The sequence below is a fragment of the Vibrio sp. 10N.286.52.F8 genome (genome assembly GCF_041468745.1).
Taxonomy (GTDB): Bacteria; Pseudomonadota; Gammaproteobacteria; order Enterobacterales; family Vibrionaceae; genus Vibrio; species Vibrio crassostreae_C.
In genome coordinates this window covers 15,592-31,210 of the sequence record NZ_JBFRJF010000058.1, presented here as the reverse complement: position 1 = coordinate 31,210, position 15,619 = coordinate 15,592, and the positions used below count along the sequence as shown (strand labels likewise).

At 43.7% G+C, this 15,619-nt stretch carries 9 protein-coding genes and 1 pseudogene; 3 read left to right on the top strand and 7 right to left on the bottom strand.

The window, feature by feature from the left end; genetic code table 11:
* Positions 1 to 88: 88 nt before the first annotated feature.
* Positions 89 to 492 (bottom strand): annotated as a pseudogene (locus AB4133_RS21535) (Lrp/AsnC family transcriptional regulator); the annotation flags it as partial.
* 409 nt (positions 493 to 901) lie between these two features.
* On the opposite strand from AB4133_RS21535, the gene AB4133_RS21530 reads away from it, so the two are divergent.
* Both AB4133_RS21530 and AB4133_RS21525 read left to right on the top strand, forming a co-directional pair.
* Positions 902 to 1,228 (top strand): hypothetical protein, encoded by a 327-nt coding sequence (locus tag AB4133_RS21530; protein ID WP_017064423.1) that lies wholly within the window; start codon positions 902 to 904, stop codon positions 1,226 to 1,228.
* A 47-nt stretch (positions 1,229 to 1,275) separates the two neighbouring features.
* Complete coding sequence (locus AB4133_RS21525; RefSeq protein ID WP_372225714.1) at positions 1,276 to 4,032, top strand: immune inhibitor A domain-containing protein; 2,757 nt, start codon at positions 1,276 to 1,278, stop codon at positions 4,030 to 4,032.
* Positions 4,033 to 4,245: 213 nt separating this feature from the next.
* On the opposite strand, the gene AB4133_RS21520 is transcribed toward AB4133_RS21525, so the two are convergent.
* Positions 4,246 to 5,421 (bottom strand): MFS transporter, encoded by a 1,176-nt coding sequence (locus tag AB4133_RS21520; RefSeq protein WP_017061890.1) that lies wholly within the window; start codon positions 5,419 to 5,421, stop codon positions 4,246 to 4,248.
* A gap of 227 nt (positions 5,422 to 5,648) precedes the next feature.
* Between AB4133_RS21520 and AB4133_RS21515 the strand changes: the two genes are divergently transcribed.
* The gene (locus AB4133_RS21515) at positions 5,649 to 6,539 is read left to right on the top strand and encodes a LysR family transcriptional regulator (RefSeq protein WP_017061891.1); all 891 of its coding nucleotides are present in this window, start codon (positions 5,649 to 5,651) and stop codon (positions 6,537 to 6,539) included.
* Between the two features lie 94 nt (positions 6,540 to 6,633).
* Here the strand turns inward: AB4133_RS21515 and AB4133_RS21510 are convergent, their stop codons facing one another.
* The 5 genes from AB4133_RS21510 to AB4133_RS21490 form a co-directional block, all read right to left on the bottom strand.
* A complete protein-coding gene (locus tag AB4133_RS21510; protein WP_372225711.1) occupies positions 6,634 to 11,517 on the bottom strand; it encodes an ATP-binding protein in 4,884 nt (1,627 codons plus the stop codon).
* A gap of 70 nt (positions 11,518 to 11,587) precedes the next feature.
* Positions 11,588 to 12,613 (bottom strand): HD-GYP domain-containing protein, encoded by a 1,026-nt coding sequence (locus tag AB4133_RS21505; protein ID WP_372225708.1) that lies wholly within the window; start codon positions 12,611 to 12,613, stop codon positions 11,588 to 11,590.
* Positions 12,614 to 12,923: 310 nt separating this feature from the next.
* Entirely contained in the window at positions 12,924 to 13,688 is a 765-nt protein-coding gene (locus tag AB4133_RS21500) for an ABC transporter ATP-binding protein (RefSeq protein WP_065585089.1), read from the bottom strand.
* Positions 13,689 to 13,700: 12 nt separating this feature from the next.
* Positions 13,701 to 14,651, bottom strand: a complete 951-nt coding sequence (locus AB4133_RS21495; RefSeq protein WP_372225705.1) for an iron chelate uptake ABC transporter family permease subunit — start codon at positions 14,649 to 14,651, stop codon at positions 13,701 to 13,703.
* On the bottom strand, positions 14,644 to 15,597 hold the full coding sequence (locus AB4133_RS21490; RefSeq protein ID WP_019820093.1) for an ABC transporter permease: 954 nt from the start codon (positions 15,595 to 15,597) through the stop codon (positions 14,644 to 14,646). Before AB4133_RS21490 ends, AB4133_RS21495 begins: the two co-directional genes overlap by 8 nt.
* Positions 15,598 to 15,619: the final 22 nt, after the last annotated feature.

Here is a 15,619-nt window from a genome sequence, read left to right as displayed (position 1 = left end):
TGATTTAGGAAACAAAGCCGCTATTTATACAAATATTAGCTAAGTACCTCACAAAGCTAATAACTTCACTATCTTCTCATGCCAACAGTCACGACTCATCTAAGTTTACGACAGTGGTAAATTTCACGGTTCTCATTGAGACAGAGGTATGGAATTTACGAATATTCAGATCTTTGCGTAGTACTCGCTCCACAAAGTCTTCGTAGGCTTGAATGTCTTTGACCGTCACAATCAACATGAAATCAAAGCTGCCTGATATCTGATAGCACTGCGTGACCTCTTCTGCCTTTGAAATAGAATGGCGAAAGATTTGGTAAATATCCCCTCGATCACGCTCCATTTCCACGGACACAACCAAAGTCATCTTACTGCCGGTCAGTTCTGGATTAATGTGGACACACCACCGACAATCACGCCCTCTTCTCTCAGCCGTTTCACTCGCTTTAAGCAAGCAGGCGGTGACAACCCGACCAGCTCTGCTATTGTTAAATTTCACGTCATTGAAACACTGAAAGTTACTCTCAATACCCTAATTATTGATATTTTGAGTAAAAATAATTTGAGCATGGGTATTTACTAATGACTCAGTTATTACATGCGTATTTTAAAACACCGATAATAAAAAATCATCTTATTAGTTAGAACCCAACGCCTTGTATAAAGCGCCCTCCAGAATAATAACCACGACCTAATCAATGTTATTAAACATCCAAACTATCAACTATTCATTCAACAAAACCCATTAAATAACTGACAATAGAATAAATAGCACTCCTTATTTTATATTAACTCTAAATGTTGAAACCGGAACGAATAATTAATTGTAATAATTATCCATTTGATTGGTAAAATTTATAAATATATTTTGTTACATAACCAAAACTAATGGCTTGATATAAGAATGTCACACAAAACAATGGCTTTAATGGTTCTAATTTTTTCCTCACTGTCACAGGCTTCCACTATTGAGAACGACGAACTATTGCTGAAGTCATTGATTAAACAAGGTGTTATCTGTTCAGGCTTAACCTATGAGGAAAATCAAGAAGCTTTGCGTATCTATCTCAACGCTAAAAAAGTGAAGAGCACTCCGTTTGATTCAAAAAATAGAAAAGAGACAACCAATACAAAAGAGATAGAAGGTAAAAAACATACAACAAACACACGTCAGTTAAATAAGACACCACAAGAGTGTATTAGGCCAAACTCGGACAACAGATCCGAATAAGGCAAGTTGATACTGATATCGACATGGAAATATAAAAAGGAAATATAATGAAAATGATGAGAAAAACATTGTTGGCTTCAGCAATGCTTACTCTATTTAGCGTCAGTGGTTATGCAAAAACACCTATTGATTTAGGCGTAGTTAATGAAGACAAACTCATTGAAATGCTAGTTAGACAAGGCTTAGTCGACCAAGATGCAACCGATGCGGCAAAGCGCGATGCGCTTGACCGTTACTTGAAAAATAAAATCAATTCCGGTTTCAAAGGCGATGCTCAATTCGGAAAAAAAGCACTTGAGCAACGCGCAAAAATACTCAAAGCCATAGAAAAAGGGTCTGGCGTTAAAAAAGCGAGTGTCTTTGCTTTAGAAGTCGGCACCAAGCGCACCGATAAAGTACTCGCTCTATTGGTCGATTTCCCTGATTTGAACTGGGATGACAACAAGTTGACCGAAGAGCACACGCAGATGCTCTACGAGAGCTACAACCCTGAACATTATCAAGAGTTGTTGTTTTCAAATTCTGGCTACACAGGGCCAAATGGCGAAAACCTAATCTCGATGCGCCAATATTACCAAAGCGAATCAGGCGACAGTTACAGCGTTTCAGGTCAAGCGGCAGGTTGGTATCGCGCCTCTAAGCCTGCGTCATTCTATGGTGGCAACTCCCCTACCACCGACAACGACCTAAACGCCCAAGAACTGGTTCGTGAAGCGCTGAATCAACTGGCTCAAGATCCGAGTATCAACCTTGCCGATTACGACATCGAAGATCGTTACGATTACGACGGTGACGGAAATTTCCGCGAACCCGATGGTGTGATAGATCATCTAATGGTATTTCATGCATCGGTAGGCGAAGAAGCCGGTGGTGGCGTATTAGGTCCTGATGCGATTTGGTCTCACCGATTCAACCTTGGTCGCACTCATGTACTGGAAGGTACTTCTAGCTCGCTTCCAGATCGATTTGGTGGCCAATACGCGGCGTTCGATTACACCATTCAACCGATTGATGCGGCTGCGGGTGTTTGTGCCCACGAATATGGTCATGATTTAGGCTTACCAGACGAGTATGACACGCAATACACAGGCAAAGGTGAACCGGTTTCTTACTGGTCAATCATGTCTTCGGGCAGTTGGGCTGGTCAAATTGGCGGTACACAACCAACGGCATTCAGCTCTTGGGCAAAACACTTTCTACAGAAATCGATTGGCGGACGTTGGGTTAACGATGATCAGATCTCGATTGATGACCTAGAAGACAACCCACAAGTTTATACGCTGTTCCAAACAACGGATAACAGCCGTCCGAACATGATTAAAGTGGATCTTCCTGAAAAGCAGATTGAAAGTCTGAAACCCTTTGAGGGCGAGTATTCATTCCACTCTCAAAAAGGCGATGATCTGAAAAACAGTATGACTCGCAAGTTGGTGATTCCAGCGGGTGGTTCTGCACTGCTGTCTTTCAAAACTTGGTATGAGATTGAAAAAGACTACGACTTTGCTCGCGTGCTAATCAACGGACAAGCCATTGCTGGCAACATTACCTCAATGGACGACCCATACAACACGGGCCTCGTTCCTGCTATTGGCGGCGAATCTGGTGGATGGGTTGACGCTGAGTTCGACGTTTCACAGTGGGCAGGACAAGAAGTTGAACTGTCTTTTGAATACATCACCGATGGCGGCTTGGCAATGGAAGGCTTCTATTTGGATAACCTTGCTGTGGTTGTCGATGGTGAAGTGACTCCAATAGACGACGCTGAAAGCAACTCCACCTTCGCCCTAAATGGCTACAAGTTGAGTAATGGATTCCATCAAGCGCAGCACTACTATCTATTGCAATGGCGCAGCCACATGGATGTTGATGAAGGCCTAGCGAACATCAAACGCATGGGACAACTGATGTCATTCGACCCAGGCTTGATCATTTGGTACGTCGACGAATCACTAACTGACAACTGGGTAGGTAAACACCCTGGTGAAGGTTGGTTAGGCGTGGTCGATGCAGATCAAAATGCCATGGTGTGGGCAAACTCTGGTGAAGTGGCTCAAACACGCTACCAAATTCGAGACGCAGCGTTTTCACTCAAAGATCATACTCCAATGCGTCTTGTAAACAGCGACAATGATGTGCTCGAAGATACCAGTTTGGTTGGCAATGCTAGCTTCTCGGATGACCAAGATTACACATCGCCTCAAGCACCAGATTCAGGACGCATCCTGACGGAGTTTGGTTTAGCGGTCGATATTGTGAATCAAAGTGATAACAACGAATACGGCGTGGTTCGCTTATCTAAAGTAAGCCAACACAACGTCGCTCCTACCGCGAACTTCGAGCTGAATGTGACTGGCCTGAACGTTTCAGCACGTAACTTCAGCTCAGACCAAGACGGTGAGATCACCCGTTACCTGTGGGACTTTGGCAACGGCACAACAAGTAACGAAATGGCACCAACTTGGTCTTACGAGCAAGCGGGCGAATACACGGTGAACTTGACTGTTGTCGACGACAAAGGCGCGACCGATTCATTTAGCTCCGTAGTGAGTGTTGAATCTCCAAACGCCCTTCCAGAAGCGAGCGCGAAGTACATTCACTTGGGCCGCTGGGTAACCATGTGGTCTACAAGTTCAGACAGCGATGGTCGTATTGTTGATACCGAGTGGACACTTCCAAACGGAAAGGTGAAACGAGGTCGCACATTCACTTCAATCTTCCCTTCATACGGAAAGCACGAGGTGACACTGAAGATAATCGATGACCAAGGTGGAATTACCACCAAAACGATTTTGGTCGACCTGTAAATCATCGCAGGCTCTGTCATGCGTATTTACAAAACAAGCTTAAGTACTGTTGTCACAGGATATAAGCCACGACAGCAGTTTTAAGAAAACGTTATTATTTAAGCCTTAAGCAAAAGCCCTACCAAATTGGTAGGGCTTTTTATTGGTCGCAGTTCGAGATACTAGGGTTTTAATCACAGTAATAAATTTACTGAACCACCATTCGATGAGCCATTACACAGGCTGCTTTTGAATACGCGATTTACGAGCACTGAATGCGAACAGTAAGATAACAGCTAACACGAATGGTAATACGTAAATATTGAGGTTCTGCCACCCTGCTGTCGATTCTAGCCAGCCAGAGAGCATGGCGGTAATCGTCACACAACCAAAGACAATAAATTCATTAAACGCTTGTGCCTTAGCTTTATTCTGCGATTGGTAGGACTGACTAAACAAACCTGTTGCCGCGATAAACATAAAGTTCCAACCGACACCAAGCACAACTAGAGCCGCTCTGAAGTGCCAGATAGATTCGCCATGAATGTTAATCGCGATACAGACGACGAACAGAACCCCGCCTGCCAAGATCATCATTCTTGAGCCAAACTTCTCGATAAGTGAACCAGTAAAGAATGCAGGAACAAACATCCCCAATACGTGCCACTCAATGACGCCCGCTGCTTTGGTAAAGTCAAAGCCACAACCAATCATTGCCAATGGCGTTGCTGTCATCAGGATATTCATCACCGCATAAGCGACCATGGCAGCAAACACTGCGCCAATAAAGTTAGGCGCTTTTACTATCACACTGAGAGGATCGGATTTAGGTGCCTGACTATTAAAAGAGACTTTTGGAAACTGAATTGTTTGTAAGATGAGTAACGCAAGAATGTTCAATCCAATCAAAGAAGCAAAAGCACCAATGTACAAGCCATCTTGCGACCACTGTTGCGACATAATCGCCAAATTTGGTCCTAATACCGCGGCTAAAACGCCACCAGCCATCGAGATAGAGATCGCTCGGTGACGGGCATTTTCATCACACACCTCGATTGCAGCAAAACGATAAAGCGTGCCAAAACCTATGCCTATCCCAAGTAAGAACGTAGCGAAACAAAACAAATAGAAATGTTGTTGAGACAGTGCGTAGGTGGCAAGACTAGCTCCTGTAATGCCAACCACATTACCAATGCTAAAACCTCGCTTTCTCCCTAACTTGCCTGAAATTAAAGATGCTGGAATAGTGGCTGCCATTAAACCCAAAAACTGCAGTGCAACCGGCAAGGTGATCATGCTGACACTGGGTGCAATCTGCTTACCGATCAAACCAATCACAGAGATCAGTAATATGTTACCCGTCATCAACAAGGCCTGACACAGTGAAAGCAGCCAAACATTTCTATTCATCTTCGTTCCTAAATATGAGCACAGTTGGTCAATAGACCAAAAATTCAACAAAGTCGCAACACTTTGTTACTCATAGCAACTCTACAAAGCGACCAATAGACCAATATAAAGTGCTACCACCACATGACTTTGATTAGCGTTACTTAAGACGCTAGAGTTGAAATTATCATTACTTAAGATAATAATAATTTTCTGTTATTTATAGGCTTTAGTATTTGAAGGTGAGTATGATTAATCCACTTTGGCTCAATACGTTTAAGACTCTGGTTGAAGTTGGCCATTTCACCCAAACGGCAGAAAAGTTGTATATGACACAACCTGGAGTCAGCCAACACATCAAGAAGCTTGAACAAGCTTGTAATTGTGACCTGCTATCTCGAGAAAACAAGAGCTTCGAACTGACCGAACAGGGTCGGATTATGTATCGCTATGCGATCAAACTAGAGAAAGACCAAGAAGATCTTTTTGAGTCTCTGAGTTTTGATAACCCTTATGCTGGGCAATGTCACTTGTCTTGCTCTGGCTCACTCTCTTTGCGTCTGTATCCCAAGCTTCTTGAACTTCAACAGCAACACCAAGAGCTCAGCATTAACTTAGAAGCCGCTCCAAACAAAAAGATATTGAATGACCTAAGCGAAGGCACTACCGATATCGGCATTGTTAGGCATTCCCCGAACGACAGCTACTACCAAAGCCAAGTCATCGGCAAAGAAGCACTGTGTCTTATTGTTCACCACAGCCTTGCTGATTTAGAGATAACGCCGCAAGTATTGAATGACATTGGCCTGATTGCCCACCCAGATTCTGCACATTATCTGTCTTTGTATTTCGACCTTTGCGGAGATAAAGACTTAGCGAACATCAACGTTAATGAGATACCAAGATCTGGCTACATCAATCAGCTTCACCAGATCTTGCTACCCGTATCAAAAGGATTAGGTTTTACCGTGTTACCGGCTGGCGCGGTTGAACACTTCCCAGATAGAGACAAGCTACACGTTGTGCCGCCAAAGGTAGAAGTAGAGGAAACGCTGTATCTGGTTCAAAAACGAAACCGAAAACTGCCGCACCGATACGATACGGTTGTTGAGCTAATCAAACAGAACGTGAGTCGTTAGTTCGGTATAGATAGATTTAAAGCCTTTAGCTAGCGCGTTATTTCGCTGTAAGAGCTAAAGGCTTTAATGTTGAAGTGATATTTATAAAAGACAACTACTCAGAAGCGCCAAGCCCCTCTTTGGCTCGTTCAAAGTCATAATTATCTAACGCACTTTGAACATCTTTAAGAACAACAGAATGTGGATACTGTGCCAGTAACTCAGTCACATATTGAGTTGCATCGTTATCATACGCATCCAGCAGTGATAGCAACTGAGCATGCTGTTCTGACGTGATGCTCGGTGAGTCAGAGGTATCAGCAAGACTCACATCGGCTACTTCAGAACTTGTCGTATTAGATCCTTTGGCACCAGGCACATCAAAGCTGATCTCAACTGCTTTAATCAGTTCAATTAACCCAAGCTCACCTTGTTTAAGATCCTCTTCATCACACGCCTTGTTATGAGCTTTGCTTTCTAAATCACTGAGTAACTCTGCCAATCGCAACCCACCAATCGAAGCTGCCATGCTTTTTAAGGTATGTAGATTACGCTCTAACGTCTCCCAGTCGCCTTGTACTGAGTTATCAAAAGCATCCGACATAATGTCTGGCGATCCTTTGCAGAACCTATCAAGCATTTTGGCTTGCAGTTTCACATCATGATAAGTCAGTTGCTCAAACCTCGACTGAGAGAAAACAGGCGGTTTTATGTGAGTATCAGAGTGTAATTCCGCACTCTCATCAGAATCACCTGTCTGTATCGCATCTGAATGCGTTCTACCTTCAACTAATACCTCAGGAACAATGTATCGAGTAATCAGAGACATCGCTTTATCAATAACAATAGGCTTGTCTAAGAAGTCCGTGACACCCGCTTCCCTCGCTCGTTGTTTCGCATCAGCAAAAACATTGGCTGACATTGCAATAATCGGTACATCTATATCGAATTCACGAATCAAACGGGTAGCTTCAAAGCCGTCCATAATCGGCATTTGAAGATCCATGAAGATTATTTCGTAGTCGTTGTTTTTAGCTAACTCCAGCGCTTCCTTTCCGTTTTCAGCAAGATCGGCATTTAATTTAGAGCGACTGAAAAATGCTAAGGCGAGATCTTGGTTCAGCTCATTGTCTTCAACCAATAGCACTCTTTGCCCTTTGAACTCTATCTGATAATCCAGTTGCAACTCTTGAGCTTTGAAGTCGGCTAACGCATCCGAGCTTGAGCGTGGCAATGTCAGTACAAAGGAGAACTCACTGCCTTGCCCGTAAACACTCTCTACCGTAATTTGACTGCCCATCGCATGAACTAATTTCTGGCTAATGTTGAGCCCAAGCCCTGTACCGCCAAACCGACGTGTCGTTGTGGTATCCGCTTGGCTAAAGGCTTCAAACAGCTTGTGACGGTTCTCATCCGAAATGCCTATCCCGGTATCCATCACACTCACTCTCATGGTTAGGCTGCTGTCGTTCGAGTCAACATGCTCCACCGTTAATGCTACGCTGCCTTGTTCCGTAAACTTAATCGCGTTGCCCACAAGGTTGAGTATGACTTGGAACAACCTCAATGGATCGCCTTGTAGTGGCGTGTCTAACTCTGGGTCGATGACCATAGACAAATTGAGTTGCTTCTCAGCCGCTTTCGATTCCATCAACTCAATCACATCTTTAAAAGTCGTTGCGGGATCAAACGGGACGTTATCAATAACAAGTTGCCCAGCTTCTATCTTTGAAAAATCAAGGATGTCATTGATGATACCGAGTAACGAATGGCCAGAACGGTGCACTTTCTCAATATAATTTCGAGCGACAGGATTAGATATTTCGCCAATCGCCAGATAAGACAAGCCAATAATGGCGTTCATTGGGGTTCTTATCTCATGGCTCATATTGGCTAAGAATTCCGATTTAGCTTGGCTCGCCAAATCGGCTCTCTGTTTCTCTTCTTCCAATTGTTCGTTAAGGCGCTTCATTTCTGAAATATCGAATGCCCAAAATAGTGTGGCGACTTCACCATCAATCTCAAAAAGATAGTAACTGACCAAAGCAACAAATCGGGTTCCATCAGACTTTCTGAGTACTAAGTCCCTATTTTCAACTTTACCGTTAAGGTCGAGCTCTTCATGCACGCCATCACGAACGCTCAGCGAGTCATGGATAGCGGCAACGTCGATAGAAGACAACGCCTGATCTTCCACGCCAAACAAACGTTTTGCCGTATCGTTCGCGTAACGAACCTCTTCTTCAAATACCACACTAGCTGCAATTGGAGAGCTATTTAGCATGTTGTAGAGTTGGTTCTGCGCCTTTTCCAGAGCTTCGGTCGCTTCCTTAGCAATACTGATCTGCTTCGCTAATTTACGATTCCAGAAAATAATAAGAAGAAGGATCACCAGAGAAAAAACCGAAATAGTGTAAACCAATTGATAATCAACTCTTTCTATCGCTTTGGGCGCCGCCCACTTCGCCGATATCTTTTGATGTTCTTCAGCAGAAATACTCTCAATCGCCTTATTCACAATCGAATAAAGCAAAGGTTCAGATTTGATGACATGCAGAGTTGGCGACAGGAAGAAGTCTAACCGGCCGATGATACCAACCCCTCGATGACCAAATGAATCAATGAGGTAATTGAGGACATCAACAGTGTCGACCATGCCGTCTAAGGTTTTATCATCCAATCGGTTGAGCCCATCGGCCGTGGATTCTACCTCTACCCACTCAACGTTCGGGTACTTATATAAAATCGCGTTAGTATTTGCCGCATTCTTCAATATACCGATTTTCCAACCATCAGCTTCTTCAAGTACCAAGCTACTAACGTCTCTTCTCGATGCAATGGCCAAACGACTTGAAAACAAGCTTTTAGCTGCTTTGACGTTATCTCCTAACGAACGATTCTCTTGAGCTGCTGAGACCAGTTCCACTTCATGATGATCAACCAAGCTTCGGGTCTCAGACCAATTCGCCACGTCAACATGCTGAATACTTAGCCCTGTTTTTTGTTCAATCAGCGTTAGATAATCATCAATCATCCCGATGTATTCACCGGTATTGGATACCGCTTCATAAGGTAACGAATTCGGATCGATACCTATACGTACATCCGGATTATCTTTAATCCACGCCCTCTCTTTTTGGCTTAGATTTAGGATCTCTCCAGTCAAGTTACTCGCTTGATAAACATCCGCAATATAGCGTTTCACCGCATCTCCGAATGAACTAAATTGTTCGACAGATGGAAAATAAACATGGTTCCGCTCTAACGAATTAACATCAAAGTAGAAAGTCATCGAACCAGAGTTGATACTCCCTCCCTTGGTCCTATAATTCGCCACCTTGGTGACTGATGAAAAGTGAGAGGTATTTTTCTTCTCTCCATATTGATCAACTAGGTTGCCTATGTACCAAGATTTGATCGGGCGACTATTGTTATCCGCTTGTGCGGTGATCACCTGAAAAGAACTGTCCGTGTCGAAAATTTCAAACACTTCCGTCAACTCTTCAAAGCGGTCGTTGACGATAAAATACGCAGATATTTGCGCGATAATATTCGCTTTTTTAAGGACTAGGCTTAAATCACTCTGAACCTGCATCTCGATAATTTGGTTTAAGCCGTCATCCTCCTGTTTAAGCCTTTTAATTGCGGCATTGAAGCTATCTCTGATTTCTTCACTCTTAAAGTCCACATAGATCGGATACTCAACTTTATACTCGTCATGTAGCGTTAGCTCTGCCATTTCAATAAAACGAGTGTTGGTGATAAACCACTCTAGCACTCTTCGTTCAACCATTAGCAGGTCAACATTTTGAGCCCTCAACTGCGAGAATGCTGATTCAAGATCTTCGTAATCTTCAATACGATCAATGTCTAACTTACTCTTCAGAACTTCAACAGAGTTTTTAATTGTGGATGTTTCGTCGAACAATAACGCCCCTAATGATAGGTCTTTTGGGGATTGAAGTTGGAGTTTGCGGCGAGTTAGTGAAACAGGAACAAACTCAACATTAAAAACGTTATCACTTAAAAAGTGCGCATTAGGATCATCAAACTGAACACCAGAAAAAAAGGCTATAGAATTATTGTTATCGATGGCTTTTTTAGCGGCGCTAGGTGGAAGTGTGACAACGTCACCTAGTTTATATCCCATGTCATTCAGTGCACGCTGAAGAATGTCGTACTGTAGCCCGACTGCGGTGCTGTCTGGGTAAATATACGGAGGGTTACCAAAGCCAAACACGCCTTTTAGCGGCACTCGATAGGGGGAACTGTCTAGCCACTTCGATAAAATCTGGTTCTTGTTATCAACGTCGAAGGTTTCAATCTGTTTGTTGATTAGCGTCAGCAGTTCTGGTTCATCGGTTCGAATCACCATTGATGCTTCAAACCTTTTCCAATGCTCCAGAACATAATTTACCGCTAAATCATGAACGCCAATCTTTTTCGCAAGATCCATAGTGGTGATAGGTTCACCGACCATGCCTTCGACATCCCCGGCCCCTAACGCACGTACTGCATCAATAACGTTATCAAAATTCACTCGCTCAATAGAACTCAATTTGACACCGGCTCGCTCCAAATCGATATTTTCATTAACCATCGCAATACGGCGTTTATTATTTTGATCTAGGTTTCCATCGAGTTTGTTGTCGATGGGAACAATCACTGCGACCTGATAAGGAATATAGGGAGCACTCGCAAGAAAACGGCCACCTTCACTTGGGTCGAACTGTTGGAATGGAAATACATCGCCTCGCCCGTCGACTAACGCGGCTTTAGCCTCGACACGCGAGTTAACTGTGACAAACCGAACATGAACACCAAAACGCTGTTCAAGATCTAATGTCCAATCTTTGATGATCCCAGAAACCTGCCCATCATCATCGATGAATGAGTAAGGATAATGGTTGGCCAAGACAACAAAAGTTACCGTTGGTTGGTTTCCCAACCACTGATTTAACTCAGTATCTGTTACCTCAGCAGCATTCGTAGATCGCATTAGCTGCGACCACACCACAAGTGTAATGACCAGAAAAACAACCAAACGATTTAGCGACAACATCAAGCCATCACTCATCTCTAAATTTCTCTTTAATTGCTAGAATCTCAGGTAACTTCAGAAAAAACACATCAACGATAGTTGGATCAAAATGTTTGCCTTTCTGTTCTTCAAACAAGTTCAGCGCCTCATCAATACTCCAAGCTTTTTTATAAGGGCGCTCTGCGGTCAGGGCATCAAACACATCAGCAACAGCCGCAATTCTTCCAACCAATGGGATACCTTCACCAGCTATCTGGTTTGGATAACCACTGCCATCCCATTTTTCGTGATGATATTGCGCCACCTGAATAGCCATACGCATCAGTTTGGAATCACTCTGCCTACCAAGTATATCAACACCATATTCGACATGCTTTTGCATAATTGTCCACTCGTCGGCGTCCAATTTACCCGGCTTGAGTAATACGCTATCAGGAATACCGATCTTGCCAATATCATGCATTGGTGCTGCATCACGCAACGTCTCGGCATCTTCGTCAGTCATTCCCAAGGCTTTAGCTAGCACTTCACAGTAGTGACTCATACGCTTAACGTGCATGCCTGTTTCATTGTCTTTAAATTCAGCAGCTCTACCCAGTATGTTCAGTGTTTCTAGCTTACCGAGATTGATCTCTTGAGTTTTCTCTTTTACCTGACTAAACAACGTGCGTTGTTGGTCATAAAGTGCGATATGCGTTTTCACACGCTGGAGTGCAATTGCAGGGGTTATCGGCTTGGTTAGGTAATCGACAGCCCCCAAGGAGAGCCCTTTTACTTCGGCTTCTGGACCAATTGTGGCGGTCACGAAAATGATAGGAATGTGAGCCGTATTCGGCTGAGCTTTAAGTTGACGGCACACCTCGTAACCATCGATGTCAGGCATCATGATATCAAGGAGGATAAGGTCTGGCTGAGGCACCATCTTCGCAATTTTGATACCAATTGTGCCGTTAATCGCTACTTTCACTTGATAAGTATCTTTGAGTATTGCCGTTAACACATCCAAGTTACTTGGGGTGTCATCCACGACTAACACTATAGGTTTCCGACTCATTGATACCTCGTATACAAATCAAACAGTTATAACCCTAGTGTAGAACGGTTTCCAGAGGTTAAGTAGAAAAAAAAGCAATTGATTTTCAAAAATGAAGAGTAGATCTGTGAGTGACTTCAAACTGGCGTTATTAGAAGTACGACCAGTCAATATTACGTCAGTTAAGTTATTATTATACAAGGGGAATTACCTTTGCATTGCAACATTTCACCAACAACACAGATACTATCCGAAAACAAAAAGAGCTCCTCATATGGGAGCTCTTTTCGTTCAACGGCTAGAAAGCAAAACAACCGAGTTATTCAGTAATCTAACGACCAGAATAATACATACAGATTCGAACACCATCGAACTCACGAATCTCAAATGGGATCTCGTAGATAGACTCCATCACTGATTTTTCAACCACTTCCGAAACCTTACCCGACTTAACCACTTTACCTTTCTTCATCGCGACAATGTTATCCGAGTAGCAAGAAGCGAAGTTGATGTCGTGAATCACGATAACGACCGCTTTATTGAACTCATGCGCCAAACGACGAAGCGTCTGCATGATTTCAACCGAGTGTTTAATATCAAGGTTATTCAGAGGCTCATCTAAGAACACATAATCCGTATCTTGCGACACAACCATCGCGATAAACGCCATTTGACGCTGACCGCCACTCAACTCATCAAGGTATTTATTTTGGATGTCAGTAATGCCAAGGTGTTCTAGTGCTGTATCGACGATTTTATGATCTTCGTCTTTCAAGCGACCTTGAGAGTGTGGGAAGCGACCAAAACAGACCAACTCACGAATCGTAAATCGCATATTGATGTTGTTTGATTGTCTTAACACGGCAAGGTGCTTGGCTAGCTCTTTGGTATCCCACTCAGCCAGTAACTTATCGCCAATGACCACTTCACCTGCGTCACTGTCGGTTAAGCGGCTCGCCATTGAAAGCAGTGTACTTTTACCCGCACCATTTGGGCCAATGATAGAAGTCACTTCGCCTTTCGGGAACATAGCACTGGCATCATCAACCACGAGTGACTTGCCATACTTCTTAGTTAAACCTGTTAATTTAATCACTACTTACTACCTTTACTGAATTCTGGTGCGTAACAACAAGAACATAAAATACAAACCACCGGCCAAGTTAATGATCACACTCACTGTGGTTTCAAACGCCATTACTTTTTCGATAAACCATTGGCCTGAAACCAATAGAACGACCGCTAACAAACTGCTTGCGATGATAAGCACACGATGTTGATAAGATTTGAATATCTGACGAGCTAAGCTCACGGTGATTAAACCAAAGAACAGCACTGGGCCAACCAAAGCAGTCGATACCGCGACCATCACTGACACAATCACCAAGGTAATCTGAGTCAATCGCTTGGTGTTCACACCCAGGCTTGTCGCGTTATCAACACCAAGCCAAAGTACATCAAGCTTAGGCGCTAACAACCAAAGGCCAAGCAAGCTCAAACCTAATGGAATAAGGCTGAGGTAAACCAGTTCGCCTTTCACATTATTGAAGCTTGCGAACATCACATTCTGCAGCACCGCGAACTCGTTCGGGTCAATCAACATCGCCAAGAAGTTAGACAAACTCGAGAATACGCTGCCACATACGATGCCTATCAACAGCAGTGTGAATACGTTGTTTCGCTTGCTCTTAAAGTAGAAATGGAACAGAGCAAACGAGAACAAGATCATCACAGTCACAGACATCGAAAAGTTTGCGATCGAGTCAATCACCCAGAAGCTAGCACTGCCAAACACAAACAGAAGTACCGTTTGTACCAGCATATACAAGCTGTCAAAGCCCAAGATGGATGGGGTTAGAATTCGGTTATTAGTAATGGTTTGGAAAACCAATGACGACGCCGAGATCGCTACCGCCGCCAACACAATCGACAGCAGTTTTGGTAGTCGCAGAGACAAGAAGAACTCGTAGTTATCCCACGTCAGCCCCTGCCCGATGAATAGCGCTGTCATACCCAAAGACGCGATAGCCAGAATCGCAATTTTTACTGAATCACGCATTCGACTTGTCTCTCATGATTAGGTAGATAAAAATCAAGCCACCAAAGATGCTGATTACCATTGAGATTGGAATCTCATAAGGGAAGATGACGATTCGAGCTAACAGGTCACAAGCCAACACCAAGATCACGCCCCAGTAGGCCGTCCAAGGCAGAATCTTCTTCATGTTATCGCCCATCATCAGCGACACGATATTCGGCACGATAAGGCCAAGGAATGGGATAACACCAACGATCATCACCACAGAGGAGGCACTGATAGCCACTAACGCAACACCAATGAAGACGATCTTCTGATAATTCAAACCGATGTTTTTCGCGAAGCTCTCACCGATGCTCGCCGCACTGAACTGGCTCGCGAAATAGTAAGCCAATACACAAGCAGGCACCGCGAGATAAAGGATTTCATAGCTGCCCTGCAACACGCTCGCAAAGTTCGCCATAGTCCATGCCGACATGGTTTGTACTAAGTCGTACTTATAAGCAATAAAGGTTGTTAGAGACGAAACAACGTTGCCATACATAATGCCAATCAAAGGCACCAATACCGCGTTCTTAAACTTGAGGTGTTGTAGGAAGCGAACCAATAGCATGGTGCCAAACACTGCAAACGCGAAGATAAAGCCTAAGTAGCTCCATTGCGCAGCATTGCCTAGCACTAGAATGCCGACAATGTAACCCAACATCGCACAGTCAATGGTGCCCATCGTCGAAGGCGCGGCAAACTTGTTCTGTACGATTTGCTGCATGATCAAGCCAGAAACACTCAATCCCGCTCCGGCAAGCACGATCGCGAGTAGTCGAGGAATCCGACTAACAATATAAATAGAATTGGCGTGTTGGTTGCCATTGAAGAAGTCACTAAAACTGATTTCAGCGACTCCAATCATCAATGACGCAACGCATAACACAACAAGAAATACAGCAGCTGCAATGGGTTTCAACATAGGAATAATACTAAAGATAGGT

Excerpts from the sequence above, each read along its gene's own strand:
- AB4133_RS21490 (WP_019820093.1), bottom strand. The coding sequence starts at position 15,597 with ATGTTGAAACCCATTGCAGCTGCTGTATTTCTTGTTGTGTTATGCGTT.
- AB4133_RS21520 (WP_017061890.1), bottom strand. The coding sequence starts at position 5,421 with ATGAATAGAAATGTTTGGCTGCTTTCACTGTGTCAGGCCTTGTTGATG.
- AB4133_RS21515 (WP_017061891.1), top strand. The coding sequence starts at position 5,649 with ATGATTAATCCACTTTGGCTCAATACGTTTAAGACTCTGGTTGAAGTT.
- AB4133_RS21525 (WP_372225714.1), top strand. The coding sequence starts at position 1,276 with ATGAAAATGATGAGAAAAACATTGTTGGCTTCAGCAATGCTTACTCTA.
- AB4133_RS21505 (WP_372225708.1), bottom strand. The coding sequence starts at position 12,613 with ATGAGTCGGAAACCTATAGTGTTAGTCGTGGATGACACCCCAAGTAAC.
- AB4133_RS21530 (WP_017064423.1), top strand. The coding sequence starts at position 902 with ATGTCACACAAAACAATGGCTTTAATGGTTCTAATTTTTTCCTCACTG.
- AB4133_RS21510 (WP_372225711.1), bottom strand. The coding sequence starts at position 11,517 with ATGCGATCTACGAATGCTGCTGAGGTAACAGATACTGAGTTAAATCAG.
- AB4133_RS21495 (WP_372225705.1), bottom strand. The coding sequence starts at position 14,651 with ATGCGTGATTCAGTAAAAATTGCGATTCTGGCTATCGCGTCTTTGGGT.